Origin of the sequence: Streptomyces sp. MB09-02B (assembly GCF_033794485.1) — a bacterium.
In the GTDB taxonomy this organism is placed as follows: Bacteria; Actinomycetota; Actinomycetes; order Streptomycetales; family Streptomycetaceae; genus Streptomyces.
In genome coordinates this window covers 1-16,446 of the sequence record NZ_JARGEE010000203.1, presented here as the reverse complement: position 1 = coordinate 16,446, position 16,446 = coordinate 1, and the positions used below count along the sequence as shown (strand labels likewise).

Here is a 16,446-nt window from a genome sequence, read left to right as displayed (position 1 = left end):
GCAAAACGCTCGGCTGGGAAACCCCAGCCGAGCGCCTGCACAAACTGCTCGCGGCCTGATCAACACAACCACGTGTTGCGACGACCCCTAGAAAGCACCCCGGAGGGGGCGGGCCTTCGGGTACGCCTGGAAGGGCGGGCGCTGCCGGACCGTCAGGCTGTGGTGGCCGACGGCACATACGGTGTCAGGTCGGCCGCCAGTTCCTCGTGCACCCTGGCCTTGAGCAGGGTGCCCTCCGGGGTGTGCTCCTCGGAGATCACCTCGCCCTCGGTGTGGGCGCGGGCGACGAGCTTGCCGTGGGTGTACGGCACGAGCGCCTCGATCTCGACCGAGGGGCGCGGCAGTTCGTTGTCGATCAGCGCGAGCAACTCGTCGATGCCCTGACCGGTGCGGGCCGAGACCGCGATGGAGCGCTTCTCGATCCGCAGCAGCCGCTGGAGCGTCAGCGGGTCGGCCGCGTCCGCCTTGTTGATCACCACGATCTCGGGCACCTTCGTGGCACCCACGTCACGGATGACCTCGCGCACGGCGGCCAGCTGCTCCTCCGGGTCGGGGTGCGAGCCGTCGACCACGTGCAGGATCAGGTCGGAGTCGCCGACCTCCTCCATCGTGGAGCGGAACGCCTCGACCAGGTGGTGCGGCAGGTGGCGTACGAAGCCGACGGTGTCTGCCAGCGTGTACAGCCGCCCGCTCGGGGTCTCGGCCCGGCGCACGGTCGGGTCGAGGGTCGCGAACAGGGCGTTCTCGACCAGGACGCCCGCGCCCGTGAGCCGGTTGAGCAGGGAGGACTTGCCGGCGTTGGTGTAGCCGGCGATGGCGACCGACGGCACCTTGTTCCGCCTGCGCTCCTGGCGCTTGATCTCGCGGCCGGTCTTCATCTCCGCGATCTCCCGGCGCATCTTCGCCATCTTCTCGCGGATCCGCCGCCGGTCCGTCTCGATCTTGGTCTCACCGGGACCACGGGTGGCGAGGCCGCCGCCCTTGCCGCCGCCCATCTGACGGGACAGCGACTGACCCCAGCCTCGCAGCCTCGGCAGCATGTACTGCATCTGCGCGAGCGCGACCTGCGCCTTGCCCTCCCGGGACTTGGCGTGCTGGGCGAAGATGTCGAGGATCAGGGCCGTACGGTCGATGACCTTGACCTTGACGACGTCTTCGAGGTGGATGAGCTGCCCCGGGCTCAGCTCACCGTCGCAGATGACGGTGTCCGCGCCCGATTCGAGGACGATGTCCCGCAGCTCGTTGGCTTTGCCGGAGCCGATGTAGGTGGCCGCGTCCGGCTTGTCGCGGCGCTGGATCACGCCGTCCAGCACGAGCGCGCCCGCGGTCTCCGCGAGGGCGGCCAGCTCCGCGAGGGAGTTCTCCGAGTCCCGCGCGGTTCCCGTGGTCCAGACACCGACGAGTACGACCCGCTCCAGGCGGAGCTGGCGGTACTCGACCTCGGTGACGTCCTCGAGCTCGGTGGAGAGGCCCGCGACACGGCGCAGGGCCGCGCGGTCGGAGCGGTCGAACTGGTCGCCGTCCCGCTCTCCGTCGATCTCGAAGCTCCAGGCGACGTCCTCTTCCATCAGGGCATCGGCCCGCAGGTTCTCGGGGTTGTTCTGCGCGAAGGCGCTCTGTGCGGCCTGGGAAGGGGAAGAAGAGGAGGTCATTGGGTCCTTACGTCGATTGGGGATACCGAAAGGCGACGAATCATCACGATCTCGATCCGTTCGTCACGGATTCCGACCCGTCACCGGTGACAACGTCCGGGGCCGCCGGGTGATTCCCGGGACGTCCCGCCGTCGACCCGAAGATGGTCGCACGGTACGCCCCGTCTCGTCATCCGGGTTATTCCCGTCCGCGCGGGTGTCACACCCGCGCGGATCCCGGTCACCGCTCGGCGGAGGCCTCCACCGGCGCCGACTTCCAGTCGGGGTGCCCCGGCATGGGCGGTGTCCTCACCTCGTACAGCCAGGCGTGGAAGAAGTCGCGCAGGTCGCGTCCGGCGATCTTGGAGGCGAGCTCCTGGAAGTCGGCGGTGGACGCGACACCGTCCCGGTGGACGGTGACCCAGGCCCGCTGCAACAGGGCGAAGGCGGGGGCGCCGATCTCCTGGCGCAGGGCGTAGAGGAAGAGAGCGGCACCGTCGTAGACGTTCGCCCGGAAGATGCCGATCTTCTGGCCGTCCTTGGGCTTCTTGGGCGCGGCCGGCGGTCCTCCGGCGGCCCGCCAGCGGTCGGAGGCTCCGTACGCGGCCTTCATGCGCGCCGCCATGGGCCGGCCGGCGGTCTCCTCGGCGTACAGGGCCTCGTACCAGGTGGCGTGTCCCTCATTGAGCCACAGGTCGGACCAGGTGCGGGGGCTGACGCTGTTGCCGAACCACTGGTGGGCCAGCTCATGGACCATGATCGACTCGACGTACCACTCGGGGTACTCGGGCCGGACGAACAGCGCCCTCTCGAAGAGCGAGAGTGTCTGGGTCTCCAGCTCGAACCCGGTCTGCGCCTCGGCGATCAGTACCCCGTACGTCTCGAAGGGGTAGCGGCCGACCTTGCCCTCCATCCACTCGATCTGGGCGGGGGTCTTCGCGAGCCACGGTTCGAGCTTCTCGCGGTCCTTGGCGGGGACCACGTCGCGCACCGGCAGACGGTGCGGTCCGGTCCGGTGCAGGACGGCGGAGCGGCCGATGGAGATCTGGGCCAGTTCGGTGGCCATGGGGTGCTGGGTGCGGTAGGTCCAGGTGGTGGTGCCGGGGGCGCGGTCCGTGCCGGTGGCGAGGCCGTTGGAGACGGCCGTGTAGCCGTCGGGGACGGTGACGCGGACGGTGAACATCGCCTTGTCGGACGGGTGGTCGTTGCAGGGGAACACGACGTGCGCCGCGTCCGCCTGGTTGGCCATCGCCAGTCCGTCGGCGGTCCGTACCCAGCCGCCCTCCGCGTCGCCCGTGTACACCGGGTCGCTGGTGTGGCGCACGGTGATCCGGGTCCGGCTGCCCTCGGTGAGCGGCGCGTCGGGCGTGATCACCAGGTCCTCGCCCACGCCGGTGAAGGCGGCGGGCGCCCCGTCGACCTCGACGGAGTCGACCTTGCCGTGGGTGAAGTCGAGGTTGATCCGCTCCAGCCGGGTGGTCGTCCGGGCGTCGATGGTGGTGACGGCGGTGAGCGGACGGCGATTGCTGCCTGGGTAGGTGAAGTCGAGGTCGTACGACAGCACGTCGTATCCCGGGTTGCCGAGGTGCGGGAAGAGCCGGTCGCCGACGCCCAGCGGGACGGCGGGTGACGGGGCGCTCGCGGCGATCAGGCAGACGGAGACGGCGGAGGCGAGCAGCGCGGCCTGGACGCGACGGCTCCTGGGGCGTGGGGTGAGCGGCATGGACCACCGCTACCAGCGCGGTCCGGCTCCGTGCGGCCGACGCGCAACGGGCCCACCCGAACGAGCGGCTCACGGTCCTCCGAGCCGCCGGTCCGCCGAACGGCCTCCGCGCGCCGAACCGCCCCCACCCGTCCCGGTCGGCTCAGTGGGCGGCCACCGCCTGGTGCTGGGCCCGGCCCACGTCGTACACGCCGGCCACGTTCCGCATGGCGCGCATGAGGGCCGGCAGGTGGGCGGCGTCCGGGAGTTGCAGCGTGTAGGTGTGGCGGACGCGCTGCTGGGTCGGGGGTTCGACGGTGGCGGTGACGATGTCGACGCCTTCGAGGGCGATGGCCTCGGTGAGGTCGGCCAGCAGGTGGGGACGCTGGAAGGATTCGGCCACGAGGGTGACCCGGAACTCGGTGGTGTCGCCCCAGCGCACGTCGATCTCCGGGCGCCCCAGCCCCTTCATCCGTGTCACGGCGGCGCATTCGACGCGGTGCACGGTCACCACTCCCCCGCGCACGGCGAAACCGGTGACCTCGTCGGGCGGTACGGGGGTGCAGCAGCCGGCGAGCCAGCGCTGGATGGCGATGCGCGCGGCGGGCGTGTGGGCGTGCTCCAGCCACTCCCTGGAGGGCTCGGAGGCCGGGTCCTGGCCCATCAGGAGCTGGACGGTGTCGCCGTCCTTCAGGACCGTGCTGAGCGTCGCCAGGCGGCCGTTGACGCGGGCGCCGATACAGGCGTGGGCGTCCTCGCCGTACTGCGCGTACGCCGCGTCCACGCAACTGGCGCCCTCGGGGAGCCCCAACGTGCCCCCGTCGGGCCGGAACACGGTGATCTCCCGGTCCTGGGCGAGGTCCTCGCGCAGGGTCGACCAGAACATGTCGGCGTCCGGGGCCGCCTCCTGCCAGTCGAGGAGCCGGGAGAGCCAACCGGGGCGGGTGGGGTCGACGCGCTCGCCCTCGCCGTCGGTCCGCCGCCCGTCGGTCTGCTCCTCCGCGGGAGTGGCATAAGGATTGCCGAGCGCGACCACGCCGGCTTCGGCCGCCTTGTGCATCTGGTGGGTGCGGATGAGGACTTCGGCGACCTGGCCGTCGCCGCGCGCGACGGCCGTGTGCAGCGACTGGTACAGGTTGAACTTCGGTACGGCGATGAAGTCCTTGAACTCCGAGACCACGGGCGTGAGGCAGGTGTGCAGCTCGCCGAGGACGGCGTAGCAGTCGGCGTCCTCGGCGACGAGGACCAGGATCCGGCCGAAGTCGGTGCCGCGCAGTCGTCCGCGTTTTCGGGAGACTCGGTGCAGGGAGACGAAGTGGCGGGGCCTGATCAGGACTTCGGCCTGGATGCCCGCCTCGCGCAGGACCCCGCGTACCTCGTCGGCGATCTCGGCGAGCGGGTCGGTGTCCTGTGCGGCGTTGTCCGCGATGAGTCCGCGGGTGCGGGCGCACTCCTCGGGGTGGAGGATCGCGAAGACGAGGTCCTCCAGCTCCGTCTTGAGCGCCTGCACGCCGAGTCGTTCGGCGAGCGGGATCAGGACGTCCCGGGTGACGTTGGCGATGCGTTCCTGCTTCTCGGGGCGCATCACGCCGAGGGTGCGCATGTTGTGCAGCCGGTCGGCGAGTTTGATCGACATCACGCGGACGTCGTTGCCGGTGGCCACGAGCATCTTGCGGAACGTCTCGGGTTCGGCGGCGGCGCCGTAGTCGACCTTCTCCAACTTGGTGACGCCGTCGACGATGAAGCACACCTCCGCGCCGAACTCCTCGCGCACCTGATCGAGGGTCACATCGGTGTCCTCAACGGTGTCGTGGAGCAGAGAGGCCGTCAGGGTCGTGGTCTCCGCGCCCAGTTCGGCGAGGATCAGCGTCACGGCGAGCGGATGGGTGATGTACGGCTCACCGCTCTTGCGCATCTGACCGCGGTGCGAGGACTCGGCGAGGACGTACGCCCGGCGCAACGGCTCCAGGTCGGCGTCGGGATGGTGGGCACGGTGCGCCTCTACGACATGGCTGATCGCGTCGGGCAACCGGTCGCGGGTCGTCGGGCCCAGGAGTGCGGCGCGACCCAGACGGCGCAGGTCGATACGAGGTCGGCCCTTCCTGCGGTGCGCTGGTGGCGGCGCAGGGGCGGGCGATACGGCGGGGTTCGTGGCCTCCGCGCTCATGGGCACCTCCGGCTGCGTGGACCGGCGGACGGGTGCCCCAGGGCGTGCGGCGGCTCAGGGATCGTGTCGTTCCCCCGTCCGTGCCGGTGCTTGATGCTACCGAGCCCAGCACGCCCGTCCGACCGCCTCTCGCCGAGCGTGAAACGGATCACCCATTCGAGCGATGGTTCCGAGGTTTACGGTTTCGGGCCACTCCACCCGGGGAGCGCCATGGATTCAGACCCCTGAACGCGCGATGGGCTTGGATCTTTACGGGTTCCCAGCCGCGGACACCGCCATCCCAAGCCCTACCACACCTCAACGTGCCACGTTTTCCAGCCACTTGGCATCGATCTCACCCTCGGCGACGATCACTGCGGGGCCGGTCATCTCGATCTCGCCGTCGGGCCGTTCGGTGATCACCAGCGTGCCGCCGGGCACGTCGACGGTGTAGGTCACCGGGGTGCCCGTGACCGCCGGGTCCGCGCCGTCGCGCCGGGCGGTGGCCACGGCGACGGCGCACGCGCCGGTGCCGCAGGAGCGGGTCTCGCCGGAGCCGCGCTCGTGCACCCGCATCGCCACGTGGCGAGGGCCCCGGTCGACGACGAACTCGACGTTCACGCCGTCCGGGTAGGCGGAGGCGGGGCTGAAGGGCGGCGGCGCGTAGAGGTCGCCGGCGTCCGCGAGGTCGTCGACGAACGCCACCGCGTGCGGGTTGCCCATGTTGACGTTGCGGGCGGGCCAGTTGAGCTCGCCGACGCTCACCGTCACGTCCCCCTCGGGCAGGCGGGCGCGGCCCATGCCGACGGTGACGTCGCCGTCCTTGTCGATGTGGACCTTCTTCACGCCCCCGCGCGTGGCGACGGTGAGGTCGCCCTCGGTGACGCGCCCGGCGTGCAGGAGGTAGCGCGCGAAGACGCGCACGCCGTTTCCGCACATCTCGGCGATCGAGCCGTCGCCGTTGCGGTAGTCCATGAACCACTCCGCCTCGGCGGCCAGCGCCTTCGCCTCGGGGTGCGCCGCGGACCGGACGACGTGCAGCACGCCGTCACCACCGATGCCGGCGCGACGGTCGCACAGGGCGGCGACGGCGGCCGGGGGGAGGTCGATGGCGTTCTCGGGGTCCGGGACGATCACGAAGTCGTTCTCGGTCCCGTGACCCTTGAGGAAGGCGATCCGCGTGCTCATGCCCCCGATCGTACGGGAGCGCTCCGCTCGGGGTGCCGGGGGCGGACTTGCGCGTGGAGGGTCCGCGCGGGTGGATCGTGGCTGGTCGCGCCCACGCGGCGGAGCCGCATGTCGACACAGCCCCGCGCCCCTGACGGGGCGCTCCGTACGCGGCGGTCTAACGGAGCCGCGCCACTCGCCAGACGGCCAGGAAAGCGACCGCGGCCACGACCAGGGCGTAGGCGAGGACGAGGCGCCAGTCCGGGCGGCGGCCGGAGCCGCGGGCGGGCAGACCGGGCCACGTGTAACCGACCCGACGGGCGGCCATCATGCCCCAGCCGGCCGCGGTGGCGCAGATCAGCAGACCGAGCATGGCGACGACGGCGCCGCCGTCCCCGAACTCGAAGGCGAGCGGGAAGGCGAACATCAGGGAGCCGACCGCGGCGAGGCCCACGATCGGAGCGAGCTGCCAGAGCCGCAGCCTGCGCTGGGGGCGCAGCTCGACCTCGACCTCCGGCCCGGACATCTCGTCCGGTTCCGGGCCGTCGTCGCTGACGCCGTCGGGGGTCTGGTCCTCCGGGCCGTCGGGGCTCAGCGGATCACCTTCGGAATCCAGTGTGTACCCCTCGGTAACCAGCTGGTCCGCGTCCTGCGCGGCGCCCTGCTCCGTGCTTTGTGCGGTGTCGCGAGGGCCGGCCTCCATCGCCACGCGCCCTCCCAACTCGGACTCCACTTGGTCGATCGAAGCTCGATGATGGCACGCCCCCGCAAGCCCGGATGACCGGCGGGGCGACCCGATGCCATGACGTGATCAGGCTGTGACCGGTCGTTCGACCAACGTCAGTGCGAGCTGCGGGAGTTCCGTCAGGTCGGCGAGCCCCCCCTTGAGCCAATGCACCCGGGGGTCGCGCCTGAACCATGAATCCTGGCGGCGCGCGAAGCGCTTGGTGGCACGCACGGTCTCGGCACGCGCCTCGTCCATGGTGCACTGCCCGGCGAGCGCCGCGAGGACCTGCTGGTAACCGAGCGCACGCGACGCCGTACGCCCCTCGCGCAACCCCTGCGCCTCCAATGCGCGCACTTCTTCGACCAGTCCCGCGTCCCACATGCGGTCGACCCGGCGGGCGATGCGCTCGTCGAGTTCGGGCCGTGCCACGTCGACGCCGATCTGGACGGTGTCGTAGACCGCGTCATGGCCCGGCAGGTTCGCCGTGAACGGCTTTCCGGTGATCTCGATCACTTCGAGGGCGCGGACGATGCGGCGGCCGTTGCTGGGCAGGATCGCGTGGGCGGCCTCGGGGTCGGCGGCGGCGAGCCGCGCGTGCAGCGCGCCGGAGCCACGCAGGGTCAGCTCCTCCTCCAGCCGGGCACGGATCTCCGGGTCGGTGCCGGGGAACTCCAGGTTGTCGACGGCTCCCCGGACGTACAGCCCGGAGCCGCCCACCAGGATCGGCCAGCGGCCGTCGGCGAGCAGGGCGTCGATACGGGCGCGGGCGAGCCGCTGGTACTCGGCGACGCTGGCGGCGGCCGTGACGTCCCAGATGTCCAGGAGGTGGTGCGGTACTCCGTCGCGCTCCGCGGGGGTCAGCTTGGCGGTGCCGATGTCCATCCCCCGGTAGAGCTGCATGGAGTCGGCGTTGACGACCTCGCCGCCGAGGCGCTGAGCCAGAAAGACGCCCAGATCGGACTTTCCGGCCGCGGTCGGTCCGACGACGGCGATGACCCGTGGAGGGGGAACTGCGTTGCTCACCGCCCCAGTCTCGCAAATGTCGGGGCCCGTTCTCGAACGAGCTACGTGACGCGGGGGAGCCGGAGTCGTTGCGTGTTGCGTGTTCGCTGCGCCGGTTCCGAGTGCCGGCGACCCGGATGACGCAATCGGACGCTCCGGGAGAGGGCGGGAATTAGCCCGCATGATTAGCATTGAGGTTGATATGGGTGTTTTCTCACTGTTCCGTCGCAAGGCGAAGGACACGGAAGAGGCCGCCGTGACGGCGCCCGAGCCGGACGCCGAGACGGAGGCGGAGGAGCCGGAGGAGGCGAAGGGAGCCACTGAGACCGCCCGACCGGAGGCCGGGAGCACGTCCGAGGCCGAGGCGGAGGGCGATGCGGCCGAGCCGGCGGCGGAGGCCGTCGACGCGGCGGACGACGTGGAGATCCCCAAGCAGCAGACGGCCGATCAGGCGGCGGACAACGAGTCCAGCGAGAACGCCCGCAAGTGACTGCCGCGCGGGAAGGTGAATCATGGGCCTGCTGGATAATTTGAAATCCAAACTCTCCCCGGCCAAGGACAGGGTCTCGCACCTCGCACAGAAGCACGAGGGCAAGATCCAGCACGGTCTCGACAAGGCCGCGCACACGGTCGACCGGAAGACCAAGGGCAAGTACAGCGACAAGATCCAGTCGGGCACGGGCAGGGCGAAGCACGCCATGGACCGACTCGCGCACCACGATGGCGGTCACACACCGCCGCCGGGCGGTGGCGCCACATCACCGCCTGCGGGTGGCGGCACACCACCGCCTGCGGGCGGCGGTACCACGCCTCCGCCTCCGGCTTCCTGACACACGCGCATCGTCGGACGGCCGCGGAGCCTCGCGCTCCCGGCCGTCCGCCGTGTCCGGCCCGCCCGGCGCCCGCCCCGGCCGACGGTCAACGCCCGTCGTCCCCCGGGCTACGACCAGGTGGCCACCAGGTAACCCACGCCGTACGGGGCATTGTCGTAGAGCAGGCTGCCGGCCAGGCCCGCGCCCCCGGCGGCGCCCGCGAGGATCTGCCAGGGGGCGCGCCCGGAGGCCTGCAGTTCGCGGGCGAGCCCGGTGTCCAGCGTCTGCAGAGCCTCGACGTCGGCGTCGGCGAGCGCACGCGCGACCCGCGCGTCGAAACCGGCCGCGCGGTCGTCCAGGTACCCCGGGGCCTTGAGCGAGCGGCAGGCACTGGCGTCGCCCATCACCAGCAGAGCCACCCGCCCGGCCGACCCGGCGACGTCCCTTCCGACTTGAATACACCGCTCGACGGTGATCGGTTCCGCCACCCCGAGCCCCTCCATGGGGGCGTCGGCCCAGCCCGTGCGGTCGAGCAGCCAGGCGGCGACGGCGAGGGAGGCGGGCAGCCTGGCCGCCGGATCGCTGTTCCCCCCGCGTCCGAGGCGAACGTCGAGGTCCACGCCGAAGCCCCGGAACGAGCCCTCCGAGCCTTCCGGACACGACGCGTCCTCCGCTGCGGGGCCGACGACCACCAGCCGGTCCGGCCGCGCGGCGGCGAGCACCCCGAGCGCGTCCGCGCACGCGTCCCGCGCCGGTTCCAGCTCGGGCGCGGCCCCGGCGGCGACCTCGGGCACGAGCAACGGCGGACAGGGGCAGACGGCGGCGGCGACAAGCATGGTGCGCAGGGTAACTTCCGCAGCCCAGGGGTGCCCCTTCAGGGGCACGGGGAACCGCGCGAACGCCCCCACGCACCCGCGAACCGCCGCGACACCGTGACGACCGAACCGAACCGTGTCCGGGCCAGGCCGGTCAGTGGCCCCCGCACCCACCGGTGGTGGCCACCGGCAGCGGCTCGGGAACCCCGATCTTCGGCAGCCCGAGCAGCACACCCGTCGGCTTCTCCGCCGGCAGGGCGTTCCGCTTCTCCCAGGCGTCGCCCGCCCGGGTCCGCCGTACGTCCAGGACCGCGCCCTCCGCCAGCAGGTGGTGCGGGGCGGCGTACGTGATCTCGACGGTCACCACGTCGCCGGGGCGGACCTCCTGGTCCGGCTTGGTGAAGTGGACGAGGCGGTTGTCGGGGGCCCGGCCGGAGAGGCGGTGCGTGGCGCCGTCCTTGCGGCCCTCGCCCTCGGCGACCATCAGCTCCAGGGTGCGGCCGACCTGCTTCTTGTTCTCCTCCCAGGAGATCTCCTCCTGGAGGGCGACGAGGCGCTCGTAGCGCTTCTGGACGACCGCCTTGGGGATCTGGTCCTCCATGGTGGCGGCCGGGGTGCCGGGGCGCTTGGAGTACTGGAAGGTGAACGCCTGGGTGAAGCGGGCCTCGCGGACCACGTGCATGGTCTGCTCGAAGTCCTCCTCGGTCTCGCCGGGGAAGCCCACGATGATGTCGGTGGTGATGGCCGCGTGCGGGATGGACGCGCGGACCTTCTCGATGATCCCGAGGTAGCGCTCCTGGCGGTAGGAGCGGCGCATGGCCTTGAGGACCGTGTCCGAGCCGGACTGGAGCGGCATGTGCAGTTGCGGCATCACGTTCGGCGTCTCGGCCATGGCCGCGATGACGTCGTCGGTGAAGTCGCGGGGGTGCGGGGAGGTGAAGCGGACGCGCTCCAGGCCGTCGATCTTTCCGCAGGCCCGCAGCAGCTTGCTGAACGCCTCGCGGTCGCCGATGTCGGAGCCGTAGGCGTTGACGTTCTGGCCGAGCAGGGTGATCTCCGAGACGCCCTCGCCGACCAGGGCCTCGATCTCGGCGAGGATGTCGCCGGTGCGGCGGTCCTTCTCCTTGCCGCGCAGGGCCGGGACGATGCAGAACGTGCACGTGTTGTTGCAGCCGACGGAGATCGAGACCCAGGCGGCGTAGGCGCTCTCGCGGCGGGTCGGCAGCGTGGAGGGGAAGGCCTCCAGGGACTCGGCGATCTCGACCTGGGCCTCGTCCTGGACGCGGGCGCGCTCCAGCAGGACGGGCAGCTTGCCGATGTTGTGCGTGCCGAAGACGACGTCGACCCAGGGCGCCTTCTTGACGATGGTGTCCCGGTCCTTCTGGGCCAGGCAGCCGCCGACGGCGATCTGCATGCCGGGGCGGGCGGTCTTCATCGGGGCGAGGCGGCCGAGGTTGCCGTAGAGGCGGTTGTCGGCGTTCTCCCGGACGGCGCAGGTGTTGAAGACGACGACGTCGGCGTTGCCCTCGCCCGCGTCCTCGGGCGCGCGGACGTATCCGGCGTCCTCCAGGAGACCGGACAGGCGTTCGGAGTCATGGACGTTCATCTGACATCCATAAGTACGTACTTCGTATGTCTTGACGCCCACTGCCTGACTCCGGTCGCTGCTGTTGGTCACTCCGTAAGCCTAAGGCAGCGCCCGGGGAGCCCTCGTCCCCCGGGCGCTGCGGTCTGTGTGGTCGCCCCGTCCGGGTCAGGCCGTCGTGTCGTCCGCGTCGAGCACGGTATGGGGGATCTGCACGTTGATCAGTTCGCCGGTGCGATGGTCGACGGTGCGGGCTCGGCCGAGCTTGCGGCCGCGCAGATGGGCGTGGGCGAGCCGGGCCCCGATGAAGTCGCCCTCCAGGATGCTCTGCGGGCCGAGAAGGACGCCCTTGCGGTGCCGTTTCAGGGCGCCGAGCCAGCCCATCGCGCCCGTCATGGTCTCGGCGGTGGCCGCGACGACGATGCCGATGCCGTGGTCCCGGCCGGACTGGGCCACGGAGCGCAGGTTCTGGTCGATGTCCGGCAGGACGAAGAGGTCGGCGTCGTCCACCACGACCACCCGGGGCCCGCCGCCGGCCTCCAGGGCCTCGGTGAACTCCTCCACCGTGGGTTCGGTCGCGGTGATCAGCCGTACGCCGGGGTGGTCGCCCAGGGTGCGCAGGGGCGACTCGCGCGGGGCGAGGACGACCAGACGCGTGCCGGAGGCCAGCAGGGAGACCGCCAGGGCGGCCAGGGTGGTGCTGCGGCCGGAGCCGGGCGGGCCGACGACCGAGAAGGTGGGCGAGGTGTCCGCGAAGTCGACGCCTACCGGGGAGACGTCGTCGCCGCCGAGGCCCAGCAGCCCCCACATCGGACGGCGGAGCTGCTCTGCCACCTTCTCGTAGGCGTCGGTGAACGTGACCTTCACGGGCAGGGTACCGATGCGGGCGGGGCGGCGGTCGGCCGGGACCTTCGCGTCGCGGCGGTCGGCCTCGGCGCCGATCCGGCGCAGTGCCTCGGCCTGTTCCTGGCCGCCTGCGCCGGGGGCGAGCAGGGCGACCTGGATCTCGGTACCGCCGTCGGAGGTGAAGCCGCGGCCGGGGAGGACGAGGTCGGGGATGTCACGCGCCCGCTTGCCGACGGCGTGGTAGTCGGTGCGGTCGTTCAGGCGCAGCAGCAGTTTGTTGTCGTTGAGGGCGGTGGCCCGGCCGGACAGCAGGGCGCGTTCGGAGGTGGCGACGACGTGGATGCCCGCCGCCGCTCCTTCCCGCAGGAGACGGTTGACCTGTTCGACGAGGCGTCCGCCGTTGTGGTCGGCGACGGCCTCGATCAGGGCGTCCCAGCCGTCGATGAACAGCATGACGTGGGCCGGGCGGTCCCCGGCCCCGACCAGTGCGCGCAGTTCGGTGAGGTTGCCGGCGTGGTGCCGGGTGAGCAGTTCCTGACGGCGCTCCAGGTCCGTGTCGAGCCTGGTGAACAGCCGCTCCAGGCGCTCGATGTCACCGCGCGGGACCACGGCTCCGGTGTTCGGCAGCACGCCCAGCGCGGTGAGCGCGCCACCGGCGAAGTCGATGCCGTAGAGGTGGACGTCGGCGCTGGAGTGGGCGCGGGCCAGTGCTCCGGCCATGGTGCGCAGCACCTGGGAGCGGCCGGAGCGCGGCACCCCGATGACGTACAGGTGTCCGAATTCGGCGAGATCCAGTCGGACCGGCGGCTGGGCCTGGGCCTCGGGGAGGTCCGACAGGGCCCAGGAGACCGGGGCGAGGCGGGCGCCGCCGGATTCGTCCGGCTGGGGCAGGTCGTCGATCAGGAGCTGCTGGCCGAGCGCGGGCAGCCAGGGGCTGGGCTGCGGCGCGCAGTCGGCGAGCCGTGCGGCCTCGGACAGGGCCTCCACCAGCGCGTTGAGGTCGGTGGGTGCCTCGTCGGCCGACAGGTCCACCGGGTCCGTGTCCTGCGCGTCCTCGGGGCTTCCGGGGCGGGCGACGGCTCGGCCGAGGCGCTGCCAGTGCAGCGCGGTGCCCCAGATGCGGGCCTCCTCGGCCGCCTGCCGTTCCTGGCGGGCGCGGGTCTCGGCGGACGGCTTGGCGACGGGCCTGAGGGTGCCGGCGTAGGCGGTCTGGAAGGGGACGACGGTGCCGTGGCCGAGCCGGGCCAGGGCGCGGCCGGGGGTCGCCGGGGAGATGCTGACGGCGTCCTTGGTGTCGATGACGTCCATGCTCTCCGAGGAGTCGGTGACCCGGAGTGCGATGCGCAGGTTGGTGTTGGCCCGGATGTCGGAGCTGACTACTCCGGCGGGGCGCTGGGTGGCCAGGATCAGATGGATGCCGAGGGAGCGGCCGCGCTGGGCGATGCTGACGAGTCCGGGGATGAAGTCGGGGATCTCCCGGTAGAGGGTGGCGAACTCGTCGATGACGATCACCAGTCGGGGCACGGGCGGCAGTTCGGGGGTCCGGCGGCGCATGCCCTGGTACTCGGGCAGGTCCTTGGCGCCCGCCTCGGCCAGGAGGTGCTCGCGGCGGGTGAGTTCGGCGGACAGCGAGGTGAGCGCCCGCTGCACGAGGTGGCTGTCGAGGTCGGTGACCATGCCGAGGGTGTGGGGCAGGTCGACGCAGTCCTTGAAGGCGCTGCCGCCCTTGTAGTCGACGAGGACGAAGGTGAGTTCGTCCGGTCGGTTCAGCGCGGCGAGACAGGCCACGAAGGTCTGCAGCAGTTCGGACTTGCCCGAGCCGGTGGTGCCGGCGACCAGTCCGTGCGGCCCGTCCTTGACGAGGTCGAAGGCAACCGGTCCGTCGTAGCCGGCGCCGAGCAGGACACCGGTGGAGGCGGGGCGTCGCGACCAGCGGGCGGTGATCAGTTCGGCGTCCGGCTGCGGCAGTCCGAGGAGTTGCAGCAGCCCCACCTCGGTGGGCAGGCCCTCGGAGGCGTCCGGGGTGACGTCACGGATGGGGGCGATGCCCCGGGCGGCGCGCTCGCACCAGTCGGGCTCGACCAGGTCGGGGCGGATGTCGGTGATGTCGGGCTGCCCGGTGCGGCGCAGGGTCAGCCGGTGGTTCTCGTGGCGGACGACGGCGGTGCACTCCTCCGGCAGCAGTCGCTCCTCCTGGTCCAGGCAGAGCGGGAAGATCCGGACGCCGGGGCCCTCCTTGAGGATCGACACCACACCGGGGACGTCGCGCAGTCGCCGGGCGCCGTCCATGACCACCAGGACGTCCGGTTCGCTGAGCAGCGCCTTGCTCATGGTGGACTCCGCCGCCCGCTGGCGCGTACGGAGGGTGGAGACCAGTTCGGCGACGCGGTTGGCGACCGTCTCGGGGTCGTTGCCGATGAGGGTGACGGCGCCGCCGCGGGTGCCGGGGAGGCCGTCGCGGGAGTGGGGCAGCCAGCGGGCCCAGTTCCAGGAGGCCTCGGAGCCCTTGTCGGTGAGGACGACGATCCGCAGGTCGCGGGGGGTGTGCAGGATCGCGGCCTGGGCCGTCATCCAGCGGGCCAGCGCCTGCACGGGGCCGGGCGTCCCGGCCAGGCCCACCACACCGCTGTCGACCAGGCCGACGCTGACGGGGGCGTCCGGGATCGTCCAGTGGACGGCGGTGTGGTTGTCCTCGCGGGCCGTGTCGTCGATGCCGAGCAGCGACGGCTGGGGGGCGGTGCCGATGCGCAGGGCGAGGTGGTCGGGGTCGCCGCGTCGGCGCTCCCAGAGCCTGCGGCCGGGGCCGACCGCCCACAGTCCGGCGATCGCCGGGTCCGGTGCGCTCTCGGTGCGCAGCCGCCGCTCGGTGGCGACCTTCTCGCGGACGTCCTCCTCCAGGGAGGCCCGGCGCTGCCGGTAGACGCGGGAGCGCTCCTCGTAGTCCTTGCGGGCCTGGCGTCGCCCGCTGACGTAGTTGGCCGCTATCAGGACCGGCGAGAGAAACATGAAGATCAGATAGAAGTACGAGTTCCAGAACAGCATCATGACCACGCCGAAGACCATCGGGGCGAGCGAGACCATCAGCGGGATCGGTCTGCGGGCCGGGGGGTCGGGCGGGCCGGGCAGCCGGAACCGCTCGGGTGCCAGGTGGGGCAGGATGCGTGGCGGCCGGTTGTAGTCGAGCCCGCCGCCGCCCTCGGACGGCACGACGGCGGCGTCCCTGGGGGTCGGCTCGGTCAGCCGCAGCAGATACTCGCCGACCGACAGCTCGGCTCCGACGGCCCACGGCTGCCATCCGTCGGGAAGCGCCAGGTCCTCGGGGGCGTCCTCGGTGTCTGCCTCGTCGTCCTCGTCCTGTTCGGCGAGCGGCAGCAGGGGCGTGTCGGGCCGTCCCCGGTGCTCCGGCGGCTCGGGCACGGAGAGCCGGGCGGGCCCGCCCTCGCGGAGCTCCACGACGGCCGAGCCGTCCGGGCGTACGGTCACCCGGATGCCGTCGGCCGGCAGGCCCCGGCCTTCGAGGGGCACGGCGGCGTCCTCCTGGGGGCCGATGCCGTGGGTGCCGAGGCCGAGGAGGTACACGCGTCCGGCGTCGGGACCGCCCACCACCTGCAGTTCCACCACGGGGGCGTGGTCCAGCCGGTGCGGCTGCGGCATGGCGTCGCGCTCGGGGCCGTACGCGGTGGCGGTCGGGGCCTGCGGGCGGCCCAGGGCGACGACGCTGCCGTCCATGAGGCGGGTGGCGGACAGCGGGGTGCCCGGCGCGAGGGGCTCGTCGCCGAGGAAGCAGGCGGGGGCCGGGCCGTGCGCGGGGGACGGGTCGCCGGTCTCGTCCGGGTCGCCGGCGCGCAGCCGGGTCAGGTGCGCGGCGACGTCCTCGACGGGGGTGCTTCCGGAGGCGGTGAGCAGGACGTCCTGGCTGCCGCGGGAATCGCCGCCGTCGACGGTGGTGATGAGGAGTTTCACTTCTCCCCTTGCGGGTGGTTCGGGGGCGGGGGGGTGATGCGTGCCTGGGG

General features: G+C 72.1%; 11 protein-coding genes. 2 read left to right on the top strand and 9 right to left on the bottom strand.

Annotated elements, in window-relative coordinates; translation table 11 throughout:
* Nucleotides 1-152: 152 nt before the first annotated feature.
* The 6 genes from hflX to miaA form a co-directional block, all read right to left on the bottom strand.
* Nucleotides 153-1,652: a GTPase HflX gene (gene hflX, locus P1P70_RS25830; protein WP_319241722.1), complete on the bottom strand. Its 1,500-nt coding sequence runs from the start codon at nucleotides 1,650-1,652 to the stop codon at nucleotides 153-155.
* A 220-nt stretch (nucleotides 1,653-1,872) separates the two neighbouring features.
* Complete coding sequence (locus tag P1P70_RS25825; RefSeq protein WP_319241720.1) at nucleotides 1,873-3,354, bottom strand: M1 family metallopeptidase; 1,482 nt, start codon at nucleotides 3,352-3,354, stop codon at nucleotides 1,873-1,875.
* Between the two features lie 142 nt (nucleotides 3,355-3,496).
* Nucleotides 3,497-5,500, bottom strand: coding sequence for a RelA/SpoT family protein (locus P1P70_RS25820; protein ID WP_319241718.1), 2,004 nt, complete (start codon nucleotides 5,498-5,500; stop codon nucleotides 3,497-3,499).
* Nucleotides 5,501-5,797: 297 nt separating this feature from the next.
* Nucleotides 5,798-6,667, bottom strand: a complete 870-nt coding sequence (gene dapF, locus P1P70_RS25815) for a diaminopimelate epimerase (protein WP_319241716.1) — start codon at nucleotides 6,665-6,667, stop codon at nucleotides 5,798-5,800.
* Between the two features lie 157 nt (nucleotides 6,668-6,824).
* Complete coding sequence (locus P1P70_RS25810; RefSeq protein WP_413471546.1) at nucleotides 6,825-7,355, bottom strand: hypothetical protein; 531 nt, start codon at nucleotides 7,353-7,355, stop codon at nucleotides 6,825-6,827.
* Between the two features lie 102 nt (nucleotides 7,356-7,457).
* Entirely contained in the window at nucleotides 7,458-8,396 is a 939-nt protein-coding gene (gene miaA / locus P1P70_RS25805) for a tRNA (adenosine(37)-N6)-dimethylallyltransferase MiaA (RefSeq protein WP_319241714.1), read from the bottom strand.
* 181 nt (nucleotides 8,397-8,577) lie between these two features.
* Here miaA and P1P70_RS25800 point away from each other — a divergent pair, with 181 nt between their 5' ends.
* Both P1P70_RS25800 and P1P70_RS25795 read left to right on the top strand, forming a co-directional pair.
* Nucleotides 8,578-8,865, top strand: a complete 288-nt coding sequence (locus tag P1P70_RS25800) for a hypothetical protein (protein WP_319241712.1) — start codon at nucleotides 8,578-8,580, stop codon at nucleotides 8,863-8,865.
* A gap of 22 nt (nucleotides 8,866-8,887) precedes the next feature.
* Entirely contained in the window at nucleotides 8,888-9,205 is a 318-nt protein-coding gene (locus P1P70_RS25795; protein WP_319241710.1) for an antitoxin, read from the top strand.
* A gap of 110 nt (nucleotides 9,206-9,315) precedes the next feature.
* On the opposite strand, the gene P1P70_RS25790 is transcribed toward P1P70_RS25795, so the two are convergent.
* The 3 genes from P1P70_RS25790 to P1P70_RS25780 form a co-directional block, all read right to left on the bottom strand.
* Nucleotides 9,316-10,023 (bottom strand): class III extradiol dioxygenase subunit B-like domain-containing protein, encoded by a 708-nt coding sequence (locus tag P1P70_RS25790; protein WP_319241709.1) that lies wholly within the window; start codon nucleotides 10,021-10,023, stop codon nucleotides 9,316-9,318.
* Nucleotides 10,024-10,156: 133 nt separating this feature from the next.
* Nucleotides 10,157-11,680: a tRNA (N6-isopentenyl adenosine(37)-C2)-methylthiotransferase MiaB gene (gene miaB / locus P1P70_RS25785; protein ID WP_319241707.1), complete on the bottom strand. Its 1,524-nt coding sequence runs from the start codon at nucleotides 11,678-11,680 to the stop codon at nucleotides 10,157-10,159.
* Nucleotides 11,681-11,755: 75 nt separating this feature from the next.
* Nucleotides 11,756-16,396, bottom strand: a complete 4,641-nt coding sequence (locus P1P70_RS25780; protein WP_319241705.1) for an FtsK/SpoIIIE domain-containing protein — start codon at nucleotides 16,394-16,396, stop codon at nucleotides 11,756-11,758.
* Nucleotides 16,397-16,446: the final 50 nt, after the last annotated feature.